At 51.0% G+C, this 21,563-nt stretch carries 12 protein-coding genes; 3 read left to right on the forward strand and 9 right to left on the reverse strand.

Going from position 1 to position 21,563, the window contains the following annotated elements:
* Window positions 1-3: 3 nt before the first annotated feature.
* Window positions 4-996, forward strand: coding sequence for a hypothetical protein (locus INT33_RS16915; protein WP_193092497.1), 993 nt, complete (start codon window positions 4-6; stop codon window positions 994-996).
* A gap of 45 nt (window positions 997-1,041) precedes the next feature.
* Here the strand turns inward: INT33_RS16915 and INT33_RS16920 are convergent, their stop codons facing one another.
* The 7 genes from INT33_RS16920 to INT33_RS16950 all read right to left on the reverse strand — a co-directional run bounded on the left by INT33_RS16920 (window position 1,042) and on the right by INT33_RS16950 (window position 12,211).
* Window positions 1,042-2,160, reverse strand: a complete 1,119-nt coding sequence (locus tag INT33_RS16920; protein ID WP_192538853.1) for a glycosyltransferase — start codon at window positions 2,158-2,160, stop codon at window positions 1,042-1,044.
* Between the two features lie 15 nt (window positions 2,161-2,175).
* Window positions 2,176-3,615 (reverse strand): mannose-1-phosphate guanylyltransferase/mannose-6-phosphate isomerase, encoded by a 1,440-nt coding sequence (locus INT33_RS16925; protein WP_193092498.1) that lies wholly within the window; start codon window positions 3,613-3,615, stop codon window positions 2,176-2,178.
* Between the two features lie 128 nt (window positions 3,616-3,743).
* The gene (locus INT33_RS16930) at window positions 3,744-5,120 is read right to left on the reverse strand and encodes an undecaprenyl-phosphate glucose phosphotransferase (RefSeq protein WP_226940250.1); all 1,377 of its coding nucleotides are present in this window, start codon (window positions 5,118-5,120) and stop codon (window positions 3,744-3,746) included.
* A 9-nt stretch (window positions 5,121-5,129) separates the two neighbouring features.
* Window positions 5,130-6,581 (reverse strand): TolC family outer membrane protein, encoded by a 1,452-nt coding sequence (locus INT33_RS16935; protein WP_193092499.1) that lies wholly within the window; start codon window positions 6,579-6,581, stop codon window positions 5,130-5,132.
* Window positions 6,581-7,960 (reverse strand): HlyD family type I secretion periplasmic adaptor subunit, encoded by a 1,380-nt coding sequence (locus tag INT33_RS16940; protein ID WP_192538857.1) that lies wholly within the window; start codon window positions 7,958-7,960, stop codon window positions 6,581-6,583. Before INT33_RS16940 ends, INT33_RS16935 begins: the two co-directional genes overlap by 1 nt.
* 1 nt (window position 7,961) lies before the next feature.
* Window positions 7,962-9,722, reverse strand: a complete 1,761-nt coding sequence (locus INT33_RS16945; RefSeq protein WP_193092500.1) for a type I secretion system permease/ATPase — start codon at window positions 9,720-9,722, stop codon at window positions 7,962-7,964.
* A gap of 152 nt (window positions 9,723-9,874) precedes the next feature.
* A complete protein-coding gene (locus tag INT33_RS16950) occupies window positions 9,875-12,211 on the reverse strand; it encodes a DUF4214 domain-containing protein (protein ID WP_193092501.1) in 2,337 nt (778 codons plus the stop codon).
* A 276-nt stretch (window positions 12,212-12,487) separates the two neighbouring features.
* Here INT33_RS16950 and INT33_RS16955 point away from each other — a divergent pair, with 276 nt between their 5' ends.
* Both INT33_RS16955 and INT33_RS16960 read left to right on the forward strand, forming a co-directional pair.
* Window positions 12,488-17,086: an ExeM/NucH family extracellular endonuclease gene (locus INT33_RS16955; protein ID WP_193092502.1), complete on the forward strand. Its 4,599-nt coding sequence runs from the start codon at window positions 12,488-12,490 to the stop codon at window positions 17,084-17,086.
* A 210-nt stretch (window positions 17,087-17,296) separates the two neighbouring features.
* A complete protein-coding gene (locus tag INT33_RS16960) occupies window positions 17,297-18,730 on the forward strand; it encodes a phosphomannomutase (protein WP_193092503.1) in 1,434 nt (477 codons plus the stop codon).
* A gap of 124 nt (window positions 18,731-18,854) precedes the next feature.
* On the opposite strand, the gene glyA is transcribed toward INT33_RS16960, so the two are convergent.
* Both glyA and INT33_RS16970 read right to left on the reverse strand, forming a co-directional pair.
* Complete coding sequence (gene glyA, locus INT33_RS16965; RefSeq protein ID WP_193092505.1) at window positions 18,855-20,120, reverse strand: serine hydroxymethyltransferase; 1,266 nt, start codon at window positions 20,118-20,120, stop codon at window positions 18,855-18,857.
* Window positions 20,121-20,854: 734 nt separating this feature from the next.
* A complete protein-coding gene (locus tag INT33_RS16970) occupies window positions 20,855-21,283 on the reverse strand; it encodes an REP-associated tyrosine transposase (protein ID WP_193092504.1) in 429 nt (142 codons plus the stop codon).
* Window positions 21,284-21,563: the final 280 nt, after the last annotated feature.

Genomic DNA, 21,563 nt, shown 5'->3' on the forward strand with positions numbered 1-21,563 from the left:
AGCATGGCTAGCTTTATTAAAGGAATAGTAGGCGGAAGCTTGATGGTCCTTTCGCTGTGGGTAGCACTGTGGGCTGGGCAATTGGGCAACGAGCATCCTAATAACGTATGGATTGCTGAAGCGATCACGTACAAGCAGGAGGCTGCCAGCGCGCTACCTTCCCCAAAGATTGTTGTGGTATCAGGCTCAGGTGCCATGTTTGGTATTAATAGCGGTGAGCTGGAGGCAGCCTACCATCTACCCGCCGTTAACCTGGGTGTAAATGCAGGCATTTCCTTACCGGTTATTTTGCACGAAGCTGTACCGGTCATTAAGCCAGGCGACTTAGTACTCCTCCCCCTTGAATACCCGCTTTATAACCGCGAGGAGACTATTTCCAGTTCGCTGGTTCATTGGGCAAATAGCCACCCTGAGACCTTCTTAGAACTGCCCCCAAAACGCGCGCTCAAGGTATTTGCACAAACCTCGTTTACACGCATTTTAGAAGGCTACAGGGGGGTTCCTGCCGATTTTTCCGTTAGCGGTGACTATGGTCCTCACAATCTGGATAGCCGAGGTGATCAGTTGCATACAGCACGGGCATTACGCGAAGAGCGGCATTGGAACTTCTTAAACTCTTTGCCTGATGAAACCTATGGAGCGGCCTTGCAGCAAGGCAGTTTTGACTGGGCTCGTTTGCAACACTTTCGTGATGAGCTACTTATTCAGGGAGCCTGCCCTGTTTTCCTACCGCCACCGTTATTATGGCGACAGTCTTATAAGGATTCATCTTTAGAAGCCAATTTTTATGAGACGCTGCCCCAACGGGCGACGAGCGAAAGGCTTTTTTGGGTAGGAAAGCCATTCGAGGCAATGCGGGAAGCAAACGATTTCTTTGACACTAACTTTCATTTGGTAGATGAGGCGCGCTCAATATATACCCAACAGATTATCGGCTGGCTGGGTAGCCAACCGATGGCTGCATGCCAGCAGTTCTATCGAGCAAATCAGCGTTAGGCACGAAGCATTCCAAGAATACTATTAGTGGAAGAATCATTGAAACTAGGGTTTAGGTATATGCTTAGCCACTAGTGATTGGATCGCCCGAGCGAAGTTGGCGGTCGCAAACCTTTCTGCACTTTGCCTGCATGTCAGTGGCTCAAAGGCACCTGCATCATGCTGCTTGCGCTCTTCAAATTCTTGAATACTTAATGCCAGCGCAGTACTGGTTTGCTCCTCAGCCCAAAGTGCGGTGACATTATTTAGCGTTGTTTCGGCTAGACCACCTACACCGTAACCAATCACAGGCGCTCCCGCCGCCTGGGCTTCTACTGGCAAAATACCAAAATCTTCTTCCGCCATAAATATAAAGGCCTTGGTTCGCTCCAAATGATCAATTAACACGTCATCAGACTGGTACCCAAGCATTGTGACATTAGGCCCTGCCAGCGCAGCCAATTTGGCGTAGTCTGGACCATCGCCGATAACGATTAGTTGTTTATCGGGCATTTCGTTAAATGCTTCTATGACCAGATCAATACGTTTATAGGGGACCATCCGAGAAGCAGTCAGATAAAAGCTCTCTCTTGGCTGATCGTAACGGAATTTTTCTACTTCGACCGGCGGAAATATAACGTCGGACTCTCGTCGGTAACAGGCTTTAATGCGGCGCTGTATATAGCTTGAAATGGCTACAAAGTGATCAACACGCTGGGCACTTAAGTAATCCCACTGACGTAGACGATGCAACTGCCAGCGCATTACCCAGCTTATCAATCCCTTTTCTTTACCTGATTGGCGCAAATATTGATGCTGCATGTCCCATGCGTAGCGCATTGGGCTATAGCAGTAGCATATGTGAACCGCATTGGGATCGGATATCACGCCTTTTGCTACGGCGTGACTACTCGACAAAATCAAGTCAAAGCCTTTGAGGTCGAACTGCTCTATCGCTAATGGCATTAGCGGCAGATAGTGGCGATACCAGCGGCGTGCGAGGGGCATACGCTGAATAAAACTGGTGTGGATAACGTGCCCCTGCAAAGCAGAAATAGCGCTTTTCTCAAGAAAATTAACCGTGGTAAATATTTCAGCTTGAGGGAAGCAGTTAAGCAACTCGGCAAGCGCTTTTTCAGCGCCCGCCCAAGTGGTTAGCCAATCATGAACAATGGCAACTTTCATTACAGCGGGTTGCTCCTATTCGCGCCCATACTTATCGTTATAGCGCACTATGTCGTCTTCACCTAAATAGGATCCGGTCTGCACTTCGATAAGTTTAAGAGGAATAACTCCCGGGTTTTCAAGGCGATGGACTGTACCCAGCGGAATGTAGGTCGACTCGTCTTCTGAGAGCAGAAAGCTGCGAAGATTAGCGGTATTGCCATGGCCTTCGCCTTGCGTCACTTGAGCGGTCCCCTGTACGACTACCCAATGTTCCGCGCGGTGGTGATGCATTTGTAAGGAAAGCTTGCCGCCCGGCTTAACCACAATCTCTTTCACTTGAAAGCTATCTGTTAACACCATGGTGCGATAGTGTCCCCAGGGGCGATAGATTCGCTGGTGTGATTGAAATTCCTTACGACCAGCAGCTTTCAAGGCATTAACAATAAGCTTGGTATCCTGAGCCTGACGACGGTCGGCCACCAGAACAGCATCGTCAGTCTCGACGATCACCAGATTATCGACCCCCACAGCTGCAACAAGACGAGACTCGCTATAAACCAGACTGTTACGGGTTTGATGCAACATGACATCGCCATGAATGGCATTGCCATTTTCTTTATCATCCACTGAGCGCAGTTCATGCAGCGCATCCCAGGCACCTATATCGCTCCAACCAGGTGACATGGGGATAACGGCTGCCTGATCAGTATGCTCCATTACTGCATAATCAATGGACTCACTTCGACATTCAGCGAAGCATGCTTCGTCAATGCGCAGAAAATCCATGTCCTCAGTACGCGCTTCAAAAGCGGCCTGACAGCTTTGCAATATATCCGGTGCATATTGCCCAAGCGCTGCTAGAAAACTGCTAGCTTTAAACAGGAAAATTCCGCTATTCCATAGGTAGTCGCCGCTTTTTAAATAGTTTTCCGCCGCCTCTAAATTGGGTTTTTCAACAAAAGCTGCAACTAAAAACCCCTGTGTTAACGCCTGGCCTCTTTTGATATAGCCGTAGCCTGTATGCGGCGACGAAGGAGTAATGCCAAAGGTTACCAGCTTGCCTTCTTGACTCAGCATATGGCCCTGCTCGACGGCATGGGCAAAGGCTTCGGTATCTTTGATGACATGGTCTGCCGGCATAACCAGCAGCTCAGCATCAGGGTTGGCGGCACTTGCTGCCAAGGCAGCAAGTGCCAACGCGGGTGCTGTATTACGGCCACACGGCTCTAAAATAATTGTGCTATCTTTAAGGCCGACCTGCTGCATTTGCTCTGCGACTAGAAAACGGTGTTCTTCATTACAAACAATGAGAGGTTCGCCTGAATTCGCAATGTCTTTTATGCGCAGCGCAGCTTCTTGCAGCAGGCTAACATCTTCTTTATGAAGATTTAAAAACTGCTTGGGATAATGTTCGCGTGAGACAGGCCATAAGCGTGAGCCTGAGCCTCCTGATAAAATGACAGGTAAAATCATTATTCCTCCTTGAGATAAGACATGGGGGGAGATTACTACTCTACCCAGTCTTTCTTTATAACCTGACTAAAACGCGCCGATTATTCCAAAACGCGATATTTAACTTAATGCACTGAAATACTTATAATTTATGGCTGGCCATTAACGAATCCGCGCGTTAGCGTCATAATTAATATTTTCAAATCAAAACCTAGCGACCAGCGTTCAATATAATATAGGTCGTATTCAACGCGCTTCTCCATTAGCTTAACATCATCAGTGATGCCTCGCAGTCCATTCACCTGTGCCCAGCCTGTCATACCGGGCTTGACGCGATGCCTTTGCATATAGATATCGATATGATCTTTATAATGATCGTTATGGTCCATGGCGTGCGGCCTTGGCCCTACCAGCGACATGCGCCCTTGAAGAACATTGTATAGCTGAGGCAACTCATCCAGGCTAGTACGGCGTAAAAAACGGCCAACAGGGGTAACACGCTCATCAATAAGTGAAGCCTGCTTGGTGACGGAACTCTCGTGCAGATGCATCGTTCTAAATTTATATATTCTAAAGCGTTTTCCATCTAGACCATGGCGCTCCTGTTTAAAAAGAACAGGCCCACCCATTTTCCAGCGTATGGCAATTGCCACGGCAAGCATCACAGGACTAAACAGAATAAATAGCACAAGCCCCAGCACCCGATCCTCCAACGCTTTGATAAACCGCATAGGGCCATTTAAAGGAGTGTAATTTAGCTCTAACGAATAGAGACCTGCGACTTGCGTAATTCGGTGGTTCAACAAACGGATATCGGGCAAGTCAGGAAAAAACCGTATGCTAGTCGGGATTCCCGCGAGAAGCCGCATCAGATGGCGTACACGGTTGCCCTGAACCAGCGGATACCCTAACCAGATTTCATCAAAATCACGCTGAAAGATATTTGCTTTAGCAAACGCCGCCATTTTATGAAAAAACGTAGCATCGTCTTGGTCAATATAATGCCCTACTATGATGTAACCGGCGTGGGGCGTTTCAACAACTTTCTCTTCCAATAGTGCAATATTGTCTTTTTTACCGATTAGCAACACGCGTTTAAGGTTGTGCCCCTTGGCACGCAGACGTCGTAAGTAACCATAAAGCAAGGTGCGCATTATGCTGCCGATAATGAGTACTGCCAAGGCTGAAACGCCCATCCACAACCGCGAGAAACTTTGCGTTTCTTGAATAGCCACCAACAGCAAGCTTAGCAGCCCTAACGTGGCTATCCAGGCGGCTAGGTAAATACCCAACATGTTGTACAAACTACGACCGCGCCACGGCTGATAGAGCCCTATCATCTCCCCAACGGCGGGCAGCAGTAGGCTACCGATCAAGATTAGGAAGAGGTAATCATTGCCCTCTACATCAACATGCGGCATCAGCCACAGCACAATAAGAGCAACACCCGTGGCTATACCTGCATCAAAGCAGCGCATGGCGCGCCGCAACCATTCATTGCCTTGACTTGTCCTTATAACGGCCATAGATGCTGATTACCGGGCTACCTGTACGGACGTAGACATCGAGGCCAATAGCGCCATGATGCGATCCAAGTCTTGACCCTCCAGACCGCCCACGGCGGAATGCAGCGCCAGCATGTCCAGAGCATAATTACCTACCGTATCGACATACTGAATACGCTGGTCGTAGAAGCTTGCGCGAGCATCCAGGACATCCACCAGATCACGTAGACCTAGTTGCTCTCCTTTTTCTGCCGCCTCCAGAAATAGCTGCCCTGAGGCAATTGCCTGATTTAGAGCTTCCAACCGACGCTGGCCGCCATTCAGTGCACGAATGCGGCGGCGAACTTCCTGTATTGCCAAGTTGCGTTCATTATCAACCGTAGCCTGACCTGCTTCAATGCGTCTTTCACCCTGGCGCACGCTGGCATTAGTATAACCACCGCGATAAATAGGCACGCTCAGCTCAACGCCAGCTCGGTAGTCCTCACTTTCACGCACTGGATCATCACTACTGCGATCGGAGTAGCTGAGGTTCAGGTTAAGCTCCGGATAGTAGCCAGCGCGCCTTACACCGGTATCTGCCTGGGCAATTTTCTGTTGTTCAGTTGCAAGCAGAACACTCAGGTTTTGTCCTGTACGCGCCAGCCATTGCTCGACATCACCAATCTCGTCATTTAGCGTTACGCTGGATAGCTCGCCCGGCGAGCTGCTTTTGAAAGAAGGCATCACGCCTGTCAGGCGTTCCAGCTCACTAAGCGCATTGTCCAGTTCGTTTTCTGCTTCTACAGCGTCTGAAACAGCCTGATCATAACGGGATTGAGCCTCAAGCAGATCAACGCGGTTTCCCACGCCCAGATCAAAAGCGCGACTTGCCTGGCGCACCTGCAAATCAAGCGATTCCTGCTGGGCTTCCAGCAAGCCTGAACGCTGAGCCGCCAAATAAGCTTTTATGTACGCTTCGCTGACTTGCATTGCAAGTTCTTGCTCGATCACGGCTAACTGAAGCTCAGCAGCGCTTACCTGGGCGCCTGCTACATCGACGCTACGCCAACGCTCAAGACTAAAGAGCGGCTGCTGGAGCTGGATTTGCCAGTACGTTTCGTCTATCTCACCAGGCCGCTGGGTGTTACCAAACTCATCTATCTCTTCAACCGTTTGAACATTGGTTGAGTCTTGCCACAAGTATCCGCCCGTAGCGGTCACCTGGGGCAACAACCGTGAGCGCGCCATGGGAATTTCTTCGCGCGTGGCTTCAAGCTCAAACCGCTGGCGTGACAGATCCGAGTCGTGCTCCAAGGCACGAACGAACAGGCCTGGCAAAGAGGGCAGCGTTCCGGGCTCACCGGTGGCATCGGTCAGCGCTTCGAATTCGTTCAATGACTGCTGATCAACCGGCACGTCGCTTTGCGAGAATGCTACATGGCTGAATAAAGCAACCGCAATGGTCAGCGCACTTAAGGTAAAGCGTGGCGTCCGTGTCATTAGTCCTCCCGGATAGCGCGAGCCAGCATATCGGTAACAGGCTTGGCAATGTAGCTGGCAAAGGTACGCTCACCCGTACGAATCATCACTTCGGCTGGCATGCCGGACAGCAACTGCATCTGTTCGGTCATATCTTCGCGCCCAGATTCCGTGACGCGAATGCGCGTCTTGTAATAGCGCTGGCCGGTTGCTTCATCTTCAAAGCTATCGGCACTAATATGGATAATTTCGCCATCGATGATATTCGTCAGGCGCTGGTTGAACGCGGAGAAACGAATTTCGGCGAGCTGGCCCAAAAACAGGTTATCGATATCGCGCGTGGGCACGCGGGCTTCGACCACGAACCCGTCATTGGAAGGTACAACGTCCATGATGGGATCGCCTGGGCGGATCACCGCGCCAACGGTATGCACCTGCTGGCCTACGATGGTACCAGAGACAGGCGCGCTTACCACGGTCCGATTCACTTGGTCGGTCAGCGAAGTGATACGCTCTTCCGCTTCGGCGATCTGCGACTGAGCGTTACGCAACTGCTCACCCACTTCAGCCTGAAACTCCTGCTGAGTAGTCTCTTTTTGCATGCGGTTTTCGCTTATCTGCGAACGCAGCTGAGCCATATTGGCCTGGAACTCAGCATTGTCACCTTCGTATTGCAGAATCTGGCGCTCAAGCTCACGCAGGCGCTGGTTATCACCCAGCCCTTCACGGTAGAGCGAACGGAAGTCTTCGGCTTCAGAGCGCAGCGAGCTGATGCGCTGGTTATTGACCCGACGGCGGGACTCCAGACCATCAATCTGCTCTTGCATCTGAACGATCTGCTCATCCATAGCTTCCATGGTACTGATAAGCGACTGGCGGCGGGCCTGAAAGAGGCCTTGCTGCACGGCGGTCACTTGCTGAACACGCTCGTTATCTACAGAGCTGAGCTCTTCGGGCATTTCTAGCAGCTCTGCCCCTTGCTGTTCTGCCAGCAAACGCGCTTCCATTGCCCGATTGATGTAATACTGAGACTGGGCAATTTCCAGCTGTGAACGCACTTGGGTGTCGCTCAGTACCACCAGCGGCTGGCCGGCTTCTACCTGGTCACCGTCAGAGACCAGCAGTTCGCGCACGATACCGCCTTCAAGATGCTGAACGGTGCGCTTGAATGACTCCATCGATACATTGCCTGGTGCGACAACGGCAACGGCCAAAGAGGCGGTCACCGACCATAATATGAAGCCGCCTAGCGCAATAATTAAAATCGCATAACCCAGCTTGCGATAGCCCTTATCGCTGGTGGGCAACACTTCCTGGGCCTCACCATCAATAGTGGCCGGTCCCTGAGGGGTTACATCAATTTCGTTTTTCGCAGGAAGTTGATCTTTATGCTTGCTCATATTACGACTCCTCACTGCCGCCACTACGACCACCGGAAATAGCGGAAAGGCGAGCTGAACTTTGCTGGCCTACTTGTGGGCGCGATTTTTTAGCAAACTGGGCAAGCACTTGGTCTCTAGGGCCAAACATACTTACTTGGCCTTCTTTCATGACCAATAATTTATCCATGGACTTCAGCACGCTAGTACGATGACTAATGACAAACAGCGTTGTACCTTCAGCTTTCAAATGGGAGATCGCCTGGCCTAGCGCACGTTCACCTGCGTCATCCAAGTTGGCATTGGGTTCATCTAACACGACTAAAACAGGGTTTCCATACAGCGCTCGCGCCAAGCCGAGTCGCTGACGCTGGCCACCGGAAAGAGCCCCGCTGGTAGAAGATATTACGGTGTCATAACCGTTTGAAAGCTCTAACACCATCTCGTGTACGCCAGCTTTTTTCGCCGCTAAAACCACTTTTTCAGGATCTATATTGCCAAATCTGGCAATGTTTTCACTGATAGAGCCATCAAACAATTCAATATCTTGTGGCAAATAGCCAATATAAGGGCCTAGTTCATCACGGTTATACTGATTGATCTCACCGCCATCAAGACGAACATCACCAACTTGGGTTGGCCATATACCTAACAGCACACGAGCCAATGTGGATTTACCGGCCGCACTAGGACCAATAATGCCGACATGCTCGCCCTTGTCCACGCTAAAATTAATACCTCGAATGGTTGCCATACGCGTGCCCGGAGGCGCCGCAGCGACGTTTTCAATATCAATGATACCTTTAGGAGCCGGTAACGACATACGGCGTTGATCATCGGGTATTTGGGTAAGCAAATCATTCAAGCGGCTATAGGCACCTCGCGCCGCGACAAAACCTTTCCAACCGCCGATCATCTGGTCAATTGGCGCCAGCGCACGCCCCATCAGGATGGAGCCTGCAATCATCATGCCTGGGGTCATATCACCATTAAGCACCAGAAGCGCGCCCAGGCCAAGAATCAGCGACTGAAACAATAAACGCATCACTTTGGACGTATTGGTTAACGCGCCCGCACGATCACTTGCCTGGGACTGTTTGGCCAAAAACTCATGGTGGCGCTTTGACCAGCGTCCCATGATGCCAGGTAGCATCCCCATAGCATGTAGCACTTCAGCGTTTCTTAAATTGGAGTTGGCAAGATTTTGCGCCTGAATTTGCTCACTGTTGGCTTCTGCTAACAGGCCTTTTGTTGATTTTTCATTTACCAAGGCAAGTACGAATAAAATGATGCCCGCACATGTAGCAAAGACACCTAGCCAAGGATGAAAAATAAACAAAATACCAAGATAGATAGGCACCCAAGGCGCATCAAAAAAGGCAAACAGCCCGTTGCCCGTTAAAAATTGACGCAAACTCGTTAAGTCGCTTAATGGCTGAGCGCTCGGAGTCCCTTGAGCGACTAGGCTGCGCCGGAACATGGCGCTGTACAGGCGATGATTGATAGTTGTATCTAATCGGTTACCGATACGTACCAGCATCCGAGACCTTACAAGCTCCAACCCTCCCATCACCATAAAAAGAAATACGACAACCAGTGTGAGCATAACCAGAGTATCGAAGCTTTGCGTGGTTAGTACGCGATCATAAACCTGGAGCATATACATCGGGGGTACGAGCATCAGCAGATTAACAAACATACTGAAAAAGCCCACCGATACAAACGAACCTTTACAAGCGCGGAGTGCACGCTGCAGATCCGTTGCTTCCTGTTGCTTTGCCATGGAGGGGTCACCGTTGAATCAAAGAAGTCACGCGAAGATTAATCGCGGCAGCATAACAGAAACGCCCCTGCCAGGGGTAGGGGCGTTATGGGAACTTAGTAATGCCAAACTGGAATGTCTATAACCTTTCTACTACAAGGCCATAGAAACTATTACCCGAACAGCAACAGGCTTTCGTCGGACTCGGTAAAACCAATCATTACAGCAGCTTTATCTGCACCGCTATCTAGTTCACTAAGCCAATATTGCTTGCCTGCTAAGTCCGCTTGTCTTTCGAGCACGTTCGAATACATTAGTTCAATAAAGGCTTCATTTTGAATATCGTTGTGCTGCTCGGTAAACTCATCTGACAAGATTAAGTTTTCGGCAATATCGCTAAGGCTTGCTGATTGGTTCACATCAAGCCAGTAGCCCAGCCCCTTACCATCAGCCTCGCGATCAAAAGCAGCATTATACAACCGTAATAGTGGATCAACAGGGTTACTGAATACGGCATCATCACGTATCGCAAGATTCTGAATGCGCAGATCCTCACTGGCAGACGTTTCGGCTTCGCTGAAAGGGGTTTCACTGAACATGGCCCCCATATATTCGGCAAAAGCGTCTTGCTCTGTGCCTTTTTCAGCAAAGTCAAACTTGCCTTCTAGATCATAGCTATCCACTAGATCAATGCGATCAACATAGCGATTTTCTAGCGGGTAGCCATCGCCGCCATCTGCCATAAACCCTAGCGTAACTACTTTAACCGTTTCCTCTGCGCTTCCAACTAAACGACCATTCGCAGCCAATACATCGTGCACGCCACCCTCTTCGTTAACAATAATGGCGTTTTGAATGCGCTCGCCGGCTGGCAGACTCCAATCATAGCTGTACTGTATGCCACCCACCTGAGCAAACTGACCAGCTGTTATATTCGGTGCAGCAGCGGCTACTGCATGCTCAAGTACGTCCAATAGCGTACCGCGTGAAAGAGTCAAAATGGCCAAATCATTATTGAACCGCAAGGCGGAAGCGGCATCTAGCTGAGAAACACCGCCTTCAGGCTTGCCAATCGCAGAATTACCAGACGGGGCCTGGTAGCTAGGTGCGCTGTCGCCACCTTGGACGACTACATCACCAATGGCCTCGCGGATACCGCCACCATTTTTGAACGAAACCATTACCTCATCATCAAGCTGGCGGGCATACCAAAGATTGGCATCAGCCGTCAGGTTTCCCAGGTTGGTCTCTTCGGTACGTACAGCACCACGTTCACCCACCAGATAAACGTCTGTAAGACCCAGGATATTTCCATCCTGATCGGCCACAAAATCACCTACTGCGCCGACTAAATCCTGGGCGATTTGCCCTTTGGTGCCTTCAGCAAAAGCGGCTTCCAGGCTACCCCATAGCGCCTCAACCTGTTCATCAGTCGAAGCAAACACGCCCGATGTGTCCTGTTCGATAGAATCGGCGATAATATGGCCATTCTCGTCAAAATCAACAACTAGCTGTGCGACGTAGCGCCAACCGGCATCGGTATTAACGACAACAACGTCATTGCCAGAAGCATCTTTAGTAAGAATCGGGTAGGTGTCATAAGGCTCACCGGCACCGGGGAATAGCCCGCGTTCAATGTCTGCCTCATTGGCCAATAGCGAATCTGAACCACCCGCAATAATAATATCGACTCCATCCAGCAGGGTTGCCAGTTCTTCTTCGAACTGAATTTGCTGGAGATGCGCACTGAGAATGATTTTATTAACGCCCTGGGCTTCAAGATCATCAATCACAGGCTGAATGATATTCGCCAAGGCTTGCATATCGTTGCTGCCACCTGAAAGTACGTCCACACCACCGATCGACGAAATACTTTCAAGAATTTGCGTGGTAACACCGATAATCCCAATTTGCTCACCTCCCCGCTCAGCAATCACCGCGGGAGCTAGCTTGGGCTTATTCGCGCCAGCTAATACCTCTTCCAGGGTTGTCTGGAAAGCCTCGTGAGAGAAAATCTCGTTAGTGGCTAAGCCACTTAGGGCCGCATCGCCAGAGAAATCAAGATTTGCAGAAATATAAGGGAACTGCGCACCGAGCCATGCCACATCCGATGCGTTTTCACCATTCACTACAGGCGCAAGCATGTCGGCAATCAGGCCGGTTCCAAGATCAAACTCATGATTGCCTAGAGTAACCGCGGCTGCATTGACCAAGTCCATCAGCAGGGACTCAACCCGCCCTGAGGCGGCAGTGATACCACTCATTGAGCCTGATTCTAAACCGTAAACATCCTCAACTGCTGTTTGAAAAGCAGCTTGCAAACTAGCCTCAGAGGCAGCGCTTAAGTAAGGGCCAGGTAACACTAAATCACCCGAACTTATAAAAAGAGAGTTGACGTACTGATCTTCCAGATGATCGACAATAGAAATAAAGTTCGGGGCGTTAAGCAAATCCCCGCCCCCTCCTTCCATATCGGCTGCATGCAGTAGTTGAAGTTGGTAATTACTCATAATGAACCCTTTTTTTTAATCATTAGTGAAAAACCGCTGAAAAACAGCGTAATCACCAACAATGACGAGAAGATGACGTTTTTAAGAATCGATTATTTTGCTAAGAAAAATCACATCCATTTTCAGCGCCGCTGCGATTTTTTCTGCCACAGCGCAAAGGTAAAAAAAGAAAATGAATATCTAGCTTCAAACAAACAGTCATTTAATTGCCATCTTGTATGAGTAGTTTCTTTTTTTCTGTCACTCAACAACCTTATCCCCAAAAGGATTAGCAGCATGACAAACCTACAACTTGTTACGTCTTTGTATCGTGATTTATTACTGCGAGAACCTGATGAAGAGGGCTTAAGCTATTGGGTAGACGCACAAAATAACGGTGAGATTGACACCCTAGGTATTGCTGAAGAATTTTTGGCGAGCGATGAATTTAAAGACTTTATTCAACCCATTGTAGAGCTCTATAGCACTCATTTACTGCGCCCTGCTGACCCGGAAGGCCTAGCATACTGGGCGTCGGAATACCGCAGCGGTGTCGCACTCCAAGATATTGCTAATAATTTTAAAAACTCTGTCGAATTCACAGAAACCCTAGCTAACAAAGATCATGCTTCTTGGTTAACACAGCTATATAACGGCGTACTTAACCGCAATCCAGATGCTGACGGTGCTAGCTACTGGATGAATATGCTGGATGCTGGGCTTACTCATGCAGAGGTCGTTGAAGAACTTATCAATAGCGACGAGGGAATTGAACAACAGCCTGCCCGTACACTGACCTCTCTACTGAGCAGATTCACGGATACTGCCGATAGTGATACGGCATCGCTACTAAACCAGTACATTGAACAACTGGAAAGCGAAGCCCCCGAGCAACCTGGTCTCGAACAACCAGAGCCTGAGCAACCAGAGCCCGAACAACCAGAGCCCGAACAACCCGAGCCCGAACAACCCGAGCCCGAACAACCCGAGCTAGAGCCTACGCCTAAACCCGACTTTTCTCTGGGTGAGCGCTACTACCAGGGTGCCTCGGACGCTTCTGCCGCTATCGCGATTGATGGGCGATTAATGCTGGTAGCCGATGATGAAGACCAGATCTTGCGCCTTTTCGACCGTGAAGCGGGCGGTACGCCGCTGTTAGAAGCCGACCTTAATGAGGCGCTGGGGTTAAACGATACTCAGGAAGTTGACCTGGAAGCGGTTGCGACCTATCAGGATAAACAGTACTGGGTGGGTTCCCATGAGAGCGGTCAGCGCTCAATGATTTTTTCCACTGAGATTACAGGCGACAGCGCTGACACCTTTAATATCAACGTGACTGGTCAGTTTACCGACCTCGCCGAACAGCTAACCAACTGGGATGCCAGCAACGGGCACGGGCTAGGCGAAAACGCACTAAAACTCGAGTTAGGGATAAACGTTGAAGGTGCCGTGTTTATCGACGATACCCTTTATCTTGGCCTGCGGGCGCCGCTAGATGATGGCTTCGCCCAACTGCTACCGGTGACCAATACTATCGATCTGGTCAATGGTAGCGTTGCACAGGCGTCTTTCGGCGAGCCCCTGCGTCTGGACCTTGACGGCCGAGCCGTACGCGCCATTGAGCAAGCCGACGATGAGGGCTACCTGATTCTGGCAGGCCCAGTAGACGATGGCGACGAAGCTGGTTTCGGGCTCTACTTCTGGGACGGCCACCACGCCGTTCGTGAAATTGAGGGTATCGATCTCAATACCATTCCGAATGCGCTCACCGCGAAGCCCGAAGCGCTTTTCGATGTAAAAATGAGCGATGCGGGCATTTCGGCCAGCGTGCTTTTTGATAGTGGCACGGTTGATTGGTTTGATGATGGTCGCGCTTCAAAGGATCTCCCGGATAGCCAGCAGCAGTTTATTGGCACCGACATTGCTTTTGCCGCATTGCCGGATATGGCACCCCGCCCAGGCGATATAGCGGTAACGGCCGTTAGCGGCAGCGAAAAAGAGTTTCAGTTTGTGGTGTTACACGGTATCGCCGAAGGGGCGGAAATTACCTTCACGGATTCCGGCTGGACAGGTGATGGTTTCCGAGCCAATGAAGGTGCGGTGAAGTGGACAGCGCCTGCTGGCGGTGTTGCCCCAGGCACGGTAATTTCTCACACTCAAAACGCCGACCAGTTCTCTGATGCCAACAGCGCCGCGGTAGGTAATGGCAGCTTCAACCTTGCTGTGGGCGGTGATCAGGTCATCGCGTTTGTGGGCGAAGATACAGATCCTACGTTTATCTATGCTATTCAAACCAATAGCAGCGAGTGGCAGGAAACGGCAACAAACTCCAATAACTCTGCCCTGCCGCCGGGCCTTGAAAATGGCACGACGGCCATTGCCGTCGGCAGCGCGCGTAATGCGGCCTTTACTGCCGATGGCTACGGCACCGCCGATGCGCTTCTGGCAGCGATTGGCAATCCCGACAACTGGACATTCGAACACAGCGCCCTGCCTGATAATGCAACAACGGCATTTCGTATCGGCACGATGGAAGCGCCTTATGTGCCGGGCGAAAGCGACATTGGCCTGGCCATCACCGAGATCTGGCCAGGCCAAGCGGGGGCGGATATTACCGAAGACTGGTTTGAAATCACCAATCGCTCTGGTGACACTCTGGACTTTACTGAATCCCCGCTCTACTACGATGACGACAGCGCCAACCCGCAAGATGCCGTGCTTATCGAAGGCCTCACCACGCTGGCACCGGGCGAATCCGCCATCGTGATCGTGGATGGCGGTATTGATGCCGTGGCCCAGTTCCGCGAGGCCTGGAGCAACATGAGTAACATCGATAGCCTTAACATTGGCTTTGCCGACAATGCCGCCGGGTTGGGCAGCGGTGGCGACGCAGTGACTCTCTGGCAAGGCGACCCGCGTATTGATGGCAACAAAGTCGCTTTTGAAGCCTACCCCGACACGTCGAAAAACGACGCCGCTTCGTGGAACGTAGACCGCCAGGCATTCACCCAGGCAGATGAAGAAGGCGCGGCTAGCTCTTCTGCTGCTGGGGGCGATAACGGTGACATGCCCGCCCTCGCCTCTCCGGGCGTTGCAATTAAGCCAGAGCCTGAGATTACACTGATCTCGACGGTTCAGGGTGAAGGTGGCACCAGCGCGCTAGATGGTGAGAACGTCACGCTAGAAGCGATCGTTACCATGGTGACGCCCGGCATGGATGGCTTCTTCCTACAGGAAGAAGACGAAGACAACGACGATAACCCGCTGACCTCTGAAGGTATCTTTGTTTATACCGGAAGCGGCAGCAGCGCGTGGCTCGAGCAACTTGCCGCCGGTGATCAGATCCGTATCAGTGGGAATGTTTCTGAGTACTTTGAAAAGACTCAGTTAACCGCGGATCAATCAAGTCTGAATATTTTGGCCCGCGAACAGCCGCTGCCTCAAAGCAAAGTCATCAAGCTGCCTTTCGGCAATAAGCAGGGGCTTGAAGCTTTTGAAGGCATGCGCATCGCTATTGAGGCCTTGGACGGCCAGCCATTAGTGGTCACCGAACTTTATGAGCTGGGGCGTTATGGTGAAGTAACACTTTCTGCTGGCGGACGGCTTGAGCAGTTCTCTGAGGTCAATGCGCCTAGCGTGGAAGGGTATAGCGACTGGCTTAAGGATGCAGAAGCCCGCACGATCAAGATCGATGATGCCAACACCGCACAAAACCCAGACCCGATTATCTATGGCCGCAACGGTGAAGAACTCTCGGCCACCAACCCACTACGCGGTGGCGATATGCTGGATACCCTGGAAGGTATATTGGACTTCAGTTTTGGCGAATGGAAAGTACAAAACGTCGATAGCTTAGATTTTTACGGCCCTGAGCGCCCCGCCACACCCGATGTGGATGCGTTAGGCGATGCTGAAATCAAGGTTGCATCATTCAACGTACTTAACTATTTCAATACGTTGGATGAGAATGGCAATAAAACAACGACTATTGATGGCACGGAACATTCACCGCGTGGCGCCAACAGCGCTGATGAATTTGCCCGCCAGGAAGCCAAGATCGTTAACGCCATCAATACCAGCGGTGCCGATGTCGTTGGCTTGATGGAAGTTGAAAACAATGGCTTCGGGGAAGATAGCGCCATTGCCGCCCTTGTTAATGCCTTGAATGCCGATGCGCAAATGAAAGGTCTTGATGGCATCACATGGGCTTACAGCACACCCAAGGATACTGAAGGCAATATCGTAAGCCCGGGGAGTGATGCCATTGCGGTGGGCGTTATCTACAACAGCCAAGCTGTTTCGCCAAAAGGCGATGCCGTTACCAAAACCGATGGCGCCTTCTCAATGGCTAACCGTGCCCCGGTGATGCAAACCTTCGAAGATGAAAACGGTGAACAGTTCTCCGTGGTTGTAAATCACTTTAAATCCAAGGGCAGCGTGGTCAACGGCGAAGCCGACATCGGCGATGGCCAGGGTAATAACAACCCCACCCGCGTTGAGGCGGCGAAAGAGCTACTCGCGTGGCTGGAAAGCAACCCCACTGGAAGTGATGATCAGGACGTCCTCATCCTGGGTGACCTGAATGCTTATGCCATGGAAGACCCCATTACGGCACTGAAAGACGCAGGGTTTGAGCTACTTGATGACGATTATAGCTACGTCTTTGATGGTTTCTGGGGATCGCTGGATCATGCGCTGGCAAGCGAGTCTCTTGCCAAGCAGGTTACCGGCACCACGACTTGGCATATCAACTCAGATGAAGCTACCGCACTCGATTACAACACTGAGTACACCACAGAGCGCCAAGTTGAAAACTTATACGCGCCAGATCCATTTCGCAGCTCTGACCATGACCCTATTCTGGTGGGTTTAAACCTAAGTGCGGCAGAGATCTAAACCGTACTTGTAATCTAAACAGTACTTGCAATCTAAACAGTATCGAAACGTTCGCTATCGATGGTCTCCGCTTGCGGGGGCCATTTTTTATGCCTCGAATAGCGCCCCAAACACAGGTAATGCATGGCCCCGGCTTTACAGCGTGTTAAATTCATTGCATAAACTTATACGCTTACTCATCACATCTGCTTTTAACCTTGGAGAAACACGTTGAGCTCAACACGTTTAGCAGCGGTCATTATTGCTGACAGCGGCATCGCCTTCGGTACCAGCGGCGCACGGGGGCTGGTAGAGCAGTTTACTGACGAAGTATGTGCCGCATTTAGCGTAGCGTTTATTTCCGCCATGCAGTCGAGCTTTGACGTTAAACGGATTGCAATCGGTATGGACCGCCGTCCCAGCAGTCCAGCCATGGTAGCAGCGTGTACTGGCGCCGCCCACGCCATGGGTATCGAGGTTGATGACTATGGCGTGCTGCCTACTCCTGCGCTTGCTTTGCAGGCCATGACTGATGGCATTCCCTGCATAATGATCACCGGTAGTCACATCCCCTTCGACCGAAACGGAATTAAGTTCTACCGCCCTGATGGCGAAATTACCAAGCAGGATGAAACCGCTATATTAAGGTCAACTGCGCCGATGCCTGCAGAGATACTCCCAGTACGCAACGATGTTTCGGATGCCGCCAACGAAACATACGCTCGACACTTTACTTCGTGGTTTATCGGAGAGCCGCTAAAAGGTTGGCGTATAGGGCTATATCAACACTCAGCTGCCGGGCGCGATTTAAATGCTCATATATTGACCGAGTTGGGTGCCGATGTCGTTGTACTCGGCCGTAGCGAAACCTTTGTTCCTGTGGATACTGAAGCAGTCAGCGAAGAAGATCAGGCAAAGGGCCGCGCTTGGGCAAAACAGCATCAGTTACATGCATTACTATCCACCGACGGTGACGGCGACAGGCCCCTGGTCGGCGATGAGACAGGTACTTGGCAGCGTGGCGACGTGGTGGGTTTACTGTGTGCACAAGCGCTGAAGATTGAAGCATTGGCGGTGCCGGTAAGCTGTAATACTGCCATTGAGGCATGCGGGGCGTTTAGACAGATTGAGCGGACCCGTATTGGCTCGCCCTATGTATTAGCCAGTATGGCAGCGCTCAACAAGCAGTTTGATAGCGTTGCGGGGTTTGAGGCAAACGGCGGTTTCTTATTAGGCAGTGACCTAAAAGCTGATAACCGTGAACTGGCGGCGCTGCCTACGCGTGATGCGCTTTTACCTGCATTGACCTTGATGATAGCAGCAGCCCAACGCGGTATGAGACTGTCGCAGCTCTTTAGCGGCCTTCCATTACGGTACACCGCCAGTGACCGACTCAAGGATTTTCCTACCCAGCAGAGCAATGCCCTGTTAGCAAAGTGGCAATCAGCTCCTGAAAAGATGCAGGAAGCCTTGGGATTGGCAGCGCCGATTAAAGCGGTGAATACTATCGATGGCTTACGCGCAACGCTGGAAAACAACGATATTGTGCATTTGCGCCCGTCTGGCAATGCCCCAGAACTGCGCTGCTACTGTGAATCAGACTCGCAGGCGCAAGCCTCTGCCCTGGTTCAGAAAAGCTTGGCTAGCCTCGCTGCTCTTGCTTAGATTAATCGCTTTTCGTCTTAAAAGTTTGATCTGAAAAAGCAAAACACGGGAGGCCTTTAGGGCCTCCCGCGCGTTGCGGCTATCCATAGCCGGAGAACTATCTGTCCGATATAACGCTAATGGCTTATTTATAAACCGGGAAGCGGCCACAAACTGCTGCGACTTTTTCAGCCACTTGGGCTTCAATAGCGCTGGTGTCTTCGCCTTTGGCCAGCACATCCAGAATGTCACTGATCCAACCTGCCAGCTGACGGCACTCTTCTTCACCGAAACCACGCGTAGTTACCGCTGGCGTACCGATACGCAGACCTGACGTGACAAACGGGCTTTGCGGATCGTTAGGCACAGCGTTTTTGTTAACGGTGATATGCGCACGGCCTAATGCCGCATCGGCATCTTTACCGGTTACGCCCTGCTTGATTAATGAGAGCAGGAACAGGTGATCTTCGGTACCGCCGGAAACGATATCAAAACCACGCTCCATAAACACGCCCGCCATCACCTTGGCGTTTTTAACGACCTGCTGCTGGTAGGCTTTGAACTCAGGCGCCATAGCTTCTTTAAAACAGATCGCTTTTGCCGCAATCGCATGCATCAACGGGCCACCCTGACCACCGGGGAATACGGCAGACTGCAGCTTTTTCTCAATGTCGGCATCATTTTCTGCCGACAGAATCACACCACTACGCGGACCGCGCAGCGTTTTATGAGTCGTTGAGGTAACAACGTGTGCATGGGGCAAGGGGCTTGGATAAACGCCTGCCGCGACCAGACCCGCTACGTGGGCCATATCCACCAGCAGGTAAGCGCCTACTTCGTCAGCGATTTCGCGGAACTTGGCCCAGTCAATCACCTGCGAATAGGCTGAGAAACCAGCAATAATCATTTTAGGCTTGTGCTCACGGGCAAGCTTGGCCACCTGATCATAATCAATCAAGCCCTGCTCATTTAGGCCATACTGAACCGCATTATACTGTTTGCCAGAGAAATTGGGTTTGGCACCGTGAGTCAGATGGCCACCAGCATCCAGGCTCATACCTAAAATGGTGTCGCCCGGCTTAACCAACGCTAAAAACACGGCGCTATTGGCCTGTGAACCTGAGTGCGGCTGCACGTTAACGTAGGTCGCGCCGAACAGCTCTTTGGCGTAGTCAATCGCGAGGTTTTCAGCGATATCTACAAACTCGCAGCCGCCATAGTAGCGCTTGCCAGGATAGCCTTCAGCGTATTTGTTGGTCAGCTGGCTGCCTTGCGCTTCCATTACGCGCGGACTTGCGTAGTTTTCAGAAGCAATTAACTCAATGTGAGCTTCTTGGCGAGCCACTTCTTTCTGCATGGCATCAAACAGCGCATCATCAAATCCGGCAATTGTCATATCGCGGCTGAACATTGGCGGGAAACCTCGTAGATAAGGATCGATCATGGAAGAAATCAGGCCGCTATCATAACGCAGCCGGACGCGACTTTCATCGCATCAGCGTCAGGTACTGCATGAATGCCGCTCATGGCGATCAGCGCACTCAAGATACACCCTGCCGGTTAATGGTAAAAACAGGCCTCAAACAGGAATGGGGTTGGGTGGTGCAGCCACTAAGGGAGGCCGTTGGCCTCCTTCGCCCAGTGGAACTGGGCTCCCACAAGGTTAATTCAAGCTCTCAAAGCCACTAAATAGTAGGTGCATCTTGAGATGATAGAAGCCCGTTTAAGCCAGCAGAGATGCTTTGAAACCTGCTCCGGCCTTGTGGGAGCAGGCTTCAGCCAGCGAAGGGGTTGGCCTTAACCAGGGAGGCCGACGGCCTCCTTCGCCCAGTAGAACTGGGCTCCCACAAGGTTAATTCAAGCTATCAAAGCCACTAAACAGTAGGTACATCCTGTGATGATAGAAGCCCGTTTAAGCCAACAGATTTGCTTTGAAACCTGCCCCGGCCTTGTGGGAGCAGGCTTCAGCCAGCGAAGGGGTTGGCCTTAACTGGGGAGGGAGGCCGTCGGCCTCCTCCGCCCAGTGGAACTGGGCTCCCACAAGGTTAATCTGAATTTGGTGGCAAATAGACTATAGGAGCTGATGAACTATGGCAGACCAGCAATGACTTGGGCTTCCACGAAGCCCATATTCATGATGTCAGATCAAAGCCAGACCGCATCCCAATAACTGTAATGATTTATATCCTGCACTAAATTCGCTCTTAAAGGATTACCTACTATGTATCTTGCTACATCTCTTAATGATTCTTCCTGACGAATCATTCGATCATGAAAACCTCGTTGCCAAGCGCTTTCCCCCAGCCCCAACGAAACATAGCTTTTATAGCGGCGAACAGCTTCTGGGAGCCGCTCATTAAGCTGAATAAGCCAGTGGACATGATCAGGCATCACAACAAATGAAATTGTTGCTGCAAGCTCTTGAACGCGAGGCTGGTAAAAGCATCTGGAGGCACAGCAAGCGGCCTGAAAACTAGTAAAGGCAGGATAGCGGTTTTGCGTGGTGATCGTTATTAAGTAATAGGCATTTTCTAGCGAGAGCCTCCCTCTCCTAAGCCGATAACTTTCTTGCATACCGTCCCCAAATGCTTAATTTAATTAGCATAGGATATTATCAATTGAAGCACAGAGGTCAAAAGCGTTATGAGAACAGATTTTAGTCAAAAGAAAAGCGCCAAAGCCCATTGAGGCTCTGGGAGCAGGTTTCAGCTAGCGAAGGGGGTGGCCTTAACCAGGGAGGGAGGCCGTCGGCCTCCTTCGCCCAGTGGAACTGGGCTCCCACAAGGTTAATTCAAGCTCTCAAAGCCACTAAATAGTAGGTGCATCTTGAGATGATAGAAGCCCGTTTAAGCCA

The organism is Halomonas colorata (assembly GCF_014897985.1).
Lineage (GTDB): Bacteria > Pseudomonadota > Gammaproteobacteria > Pseudomonadales > Halomonadaceae > Vreelandella > Vreelandella colorata.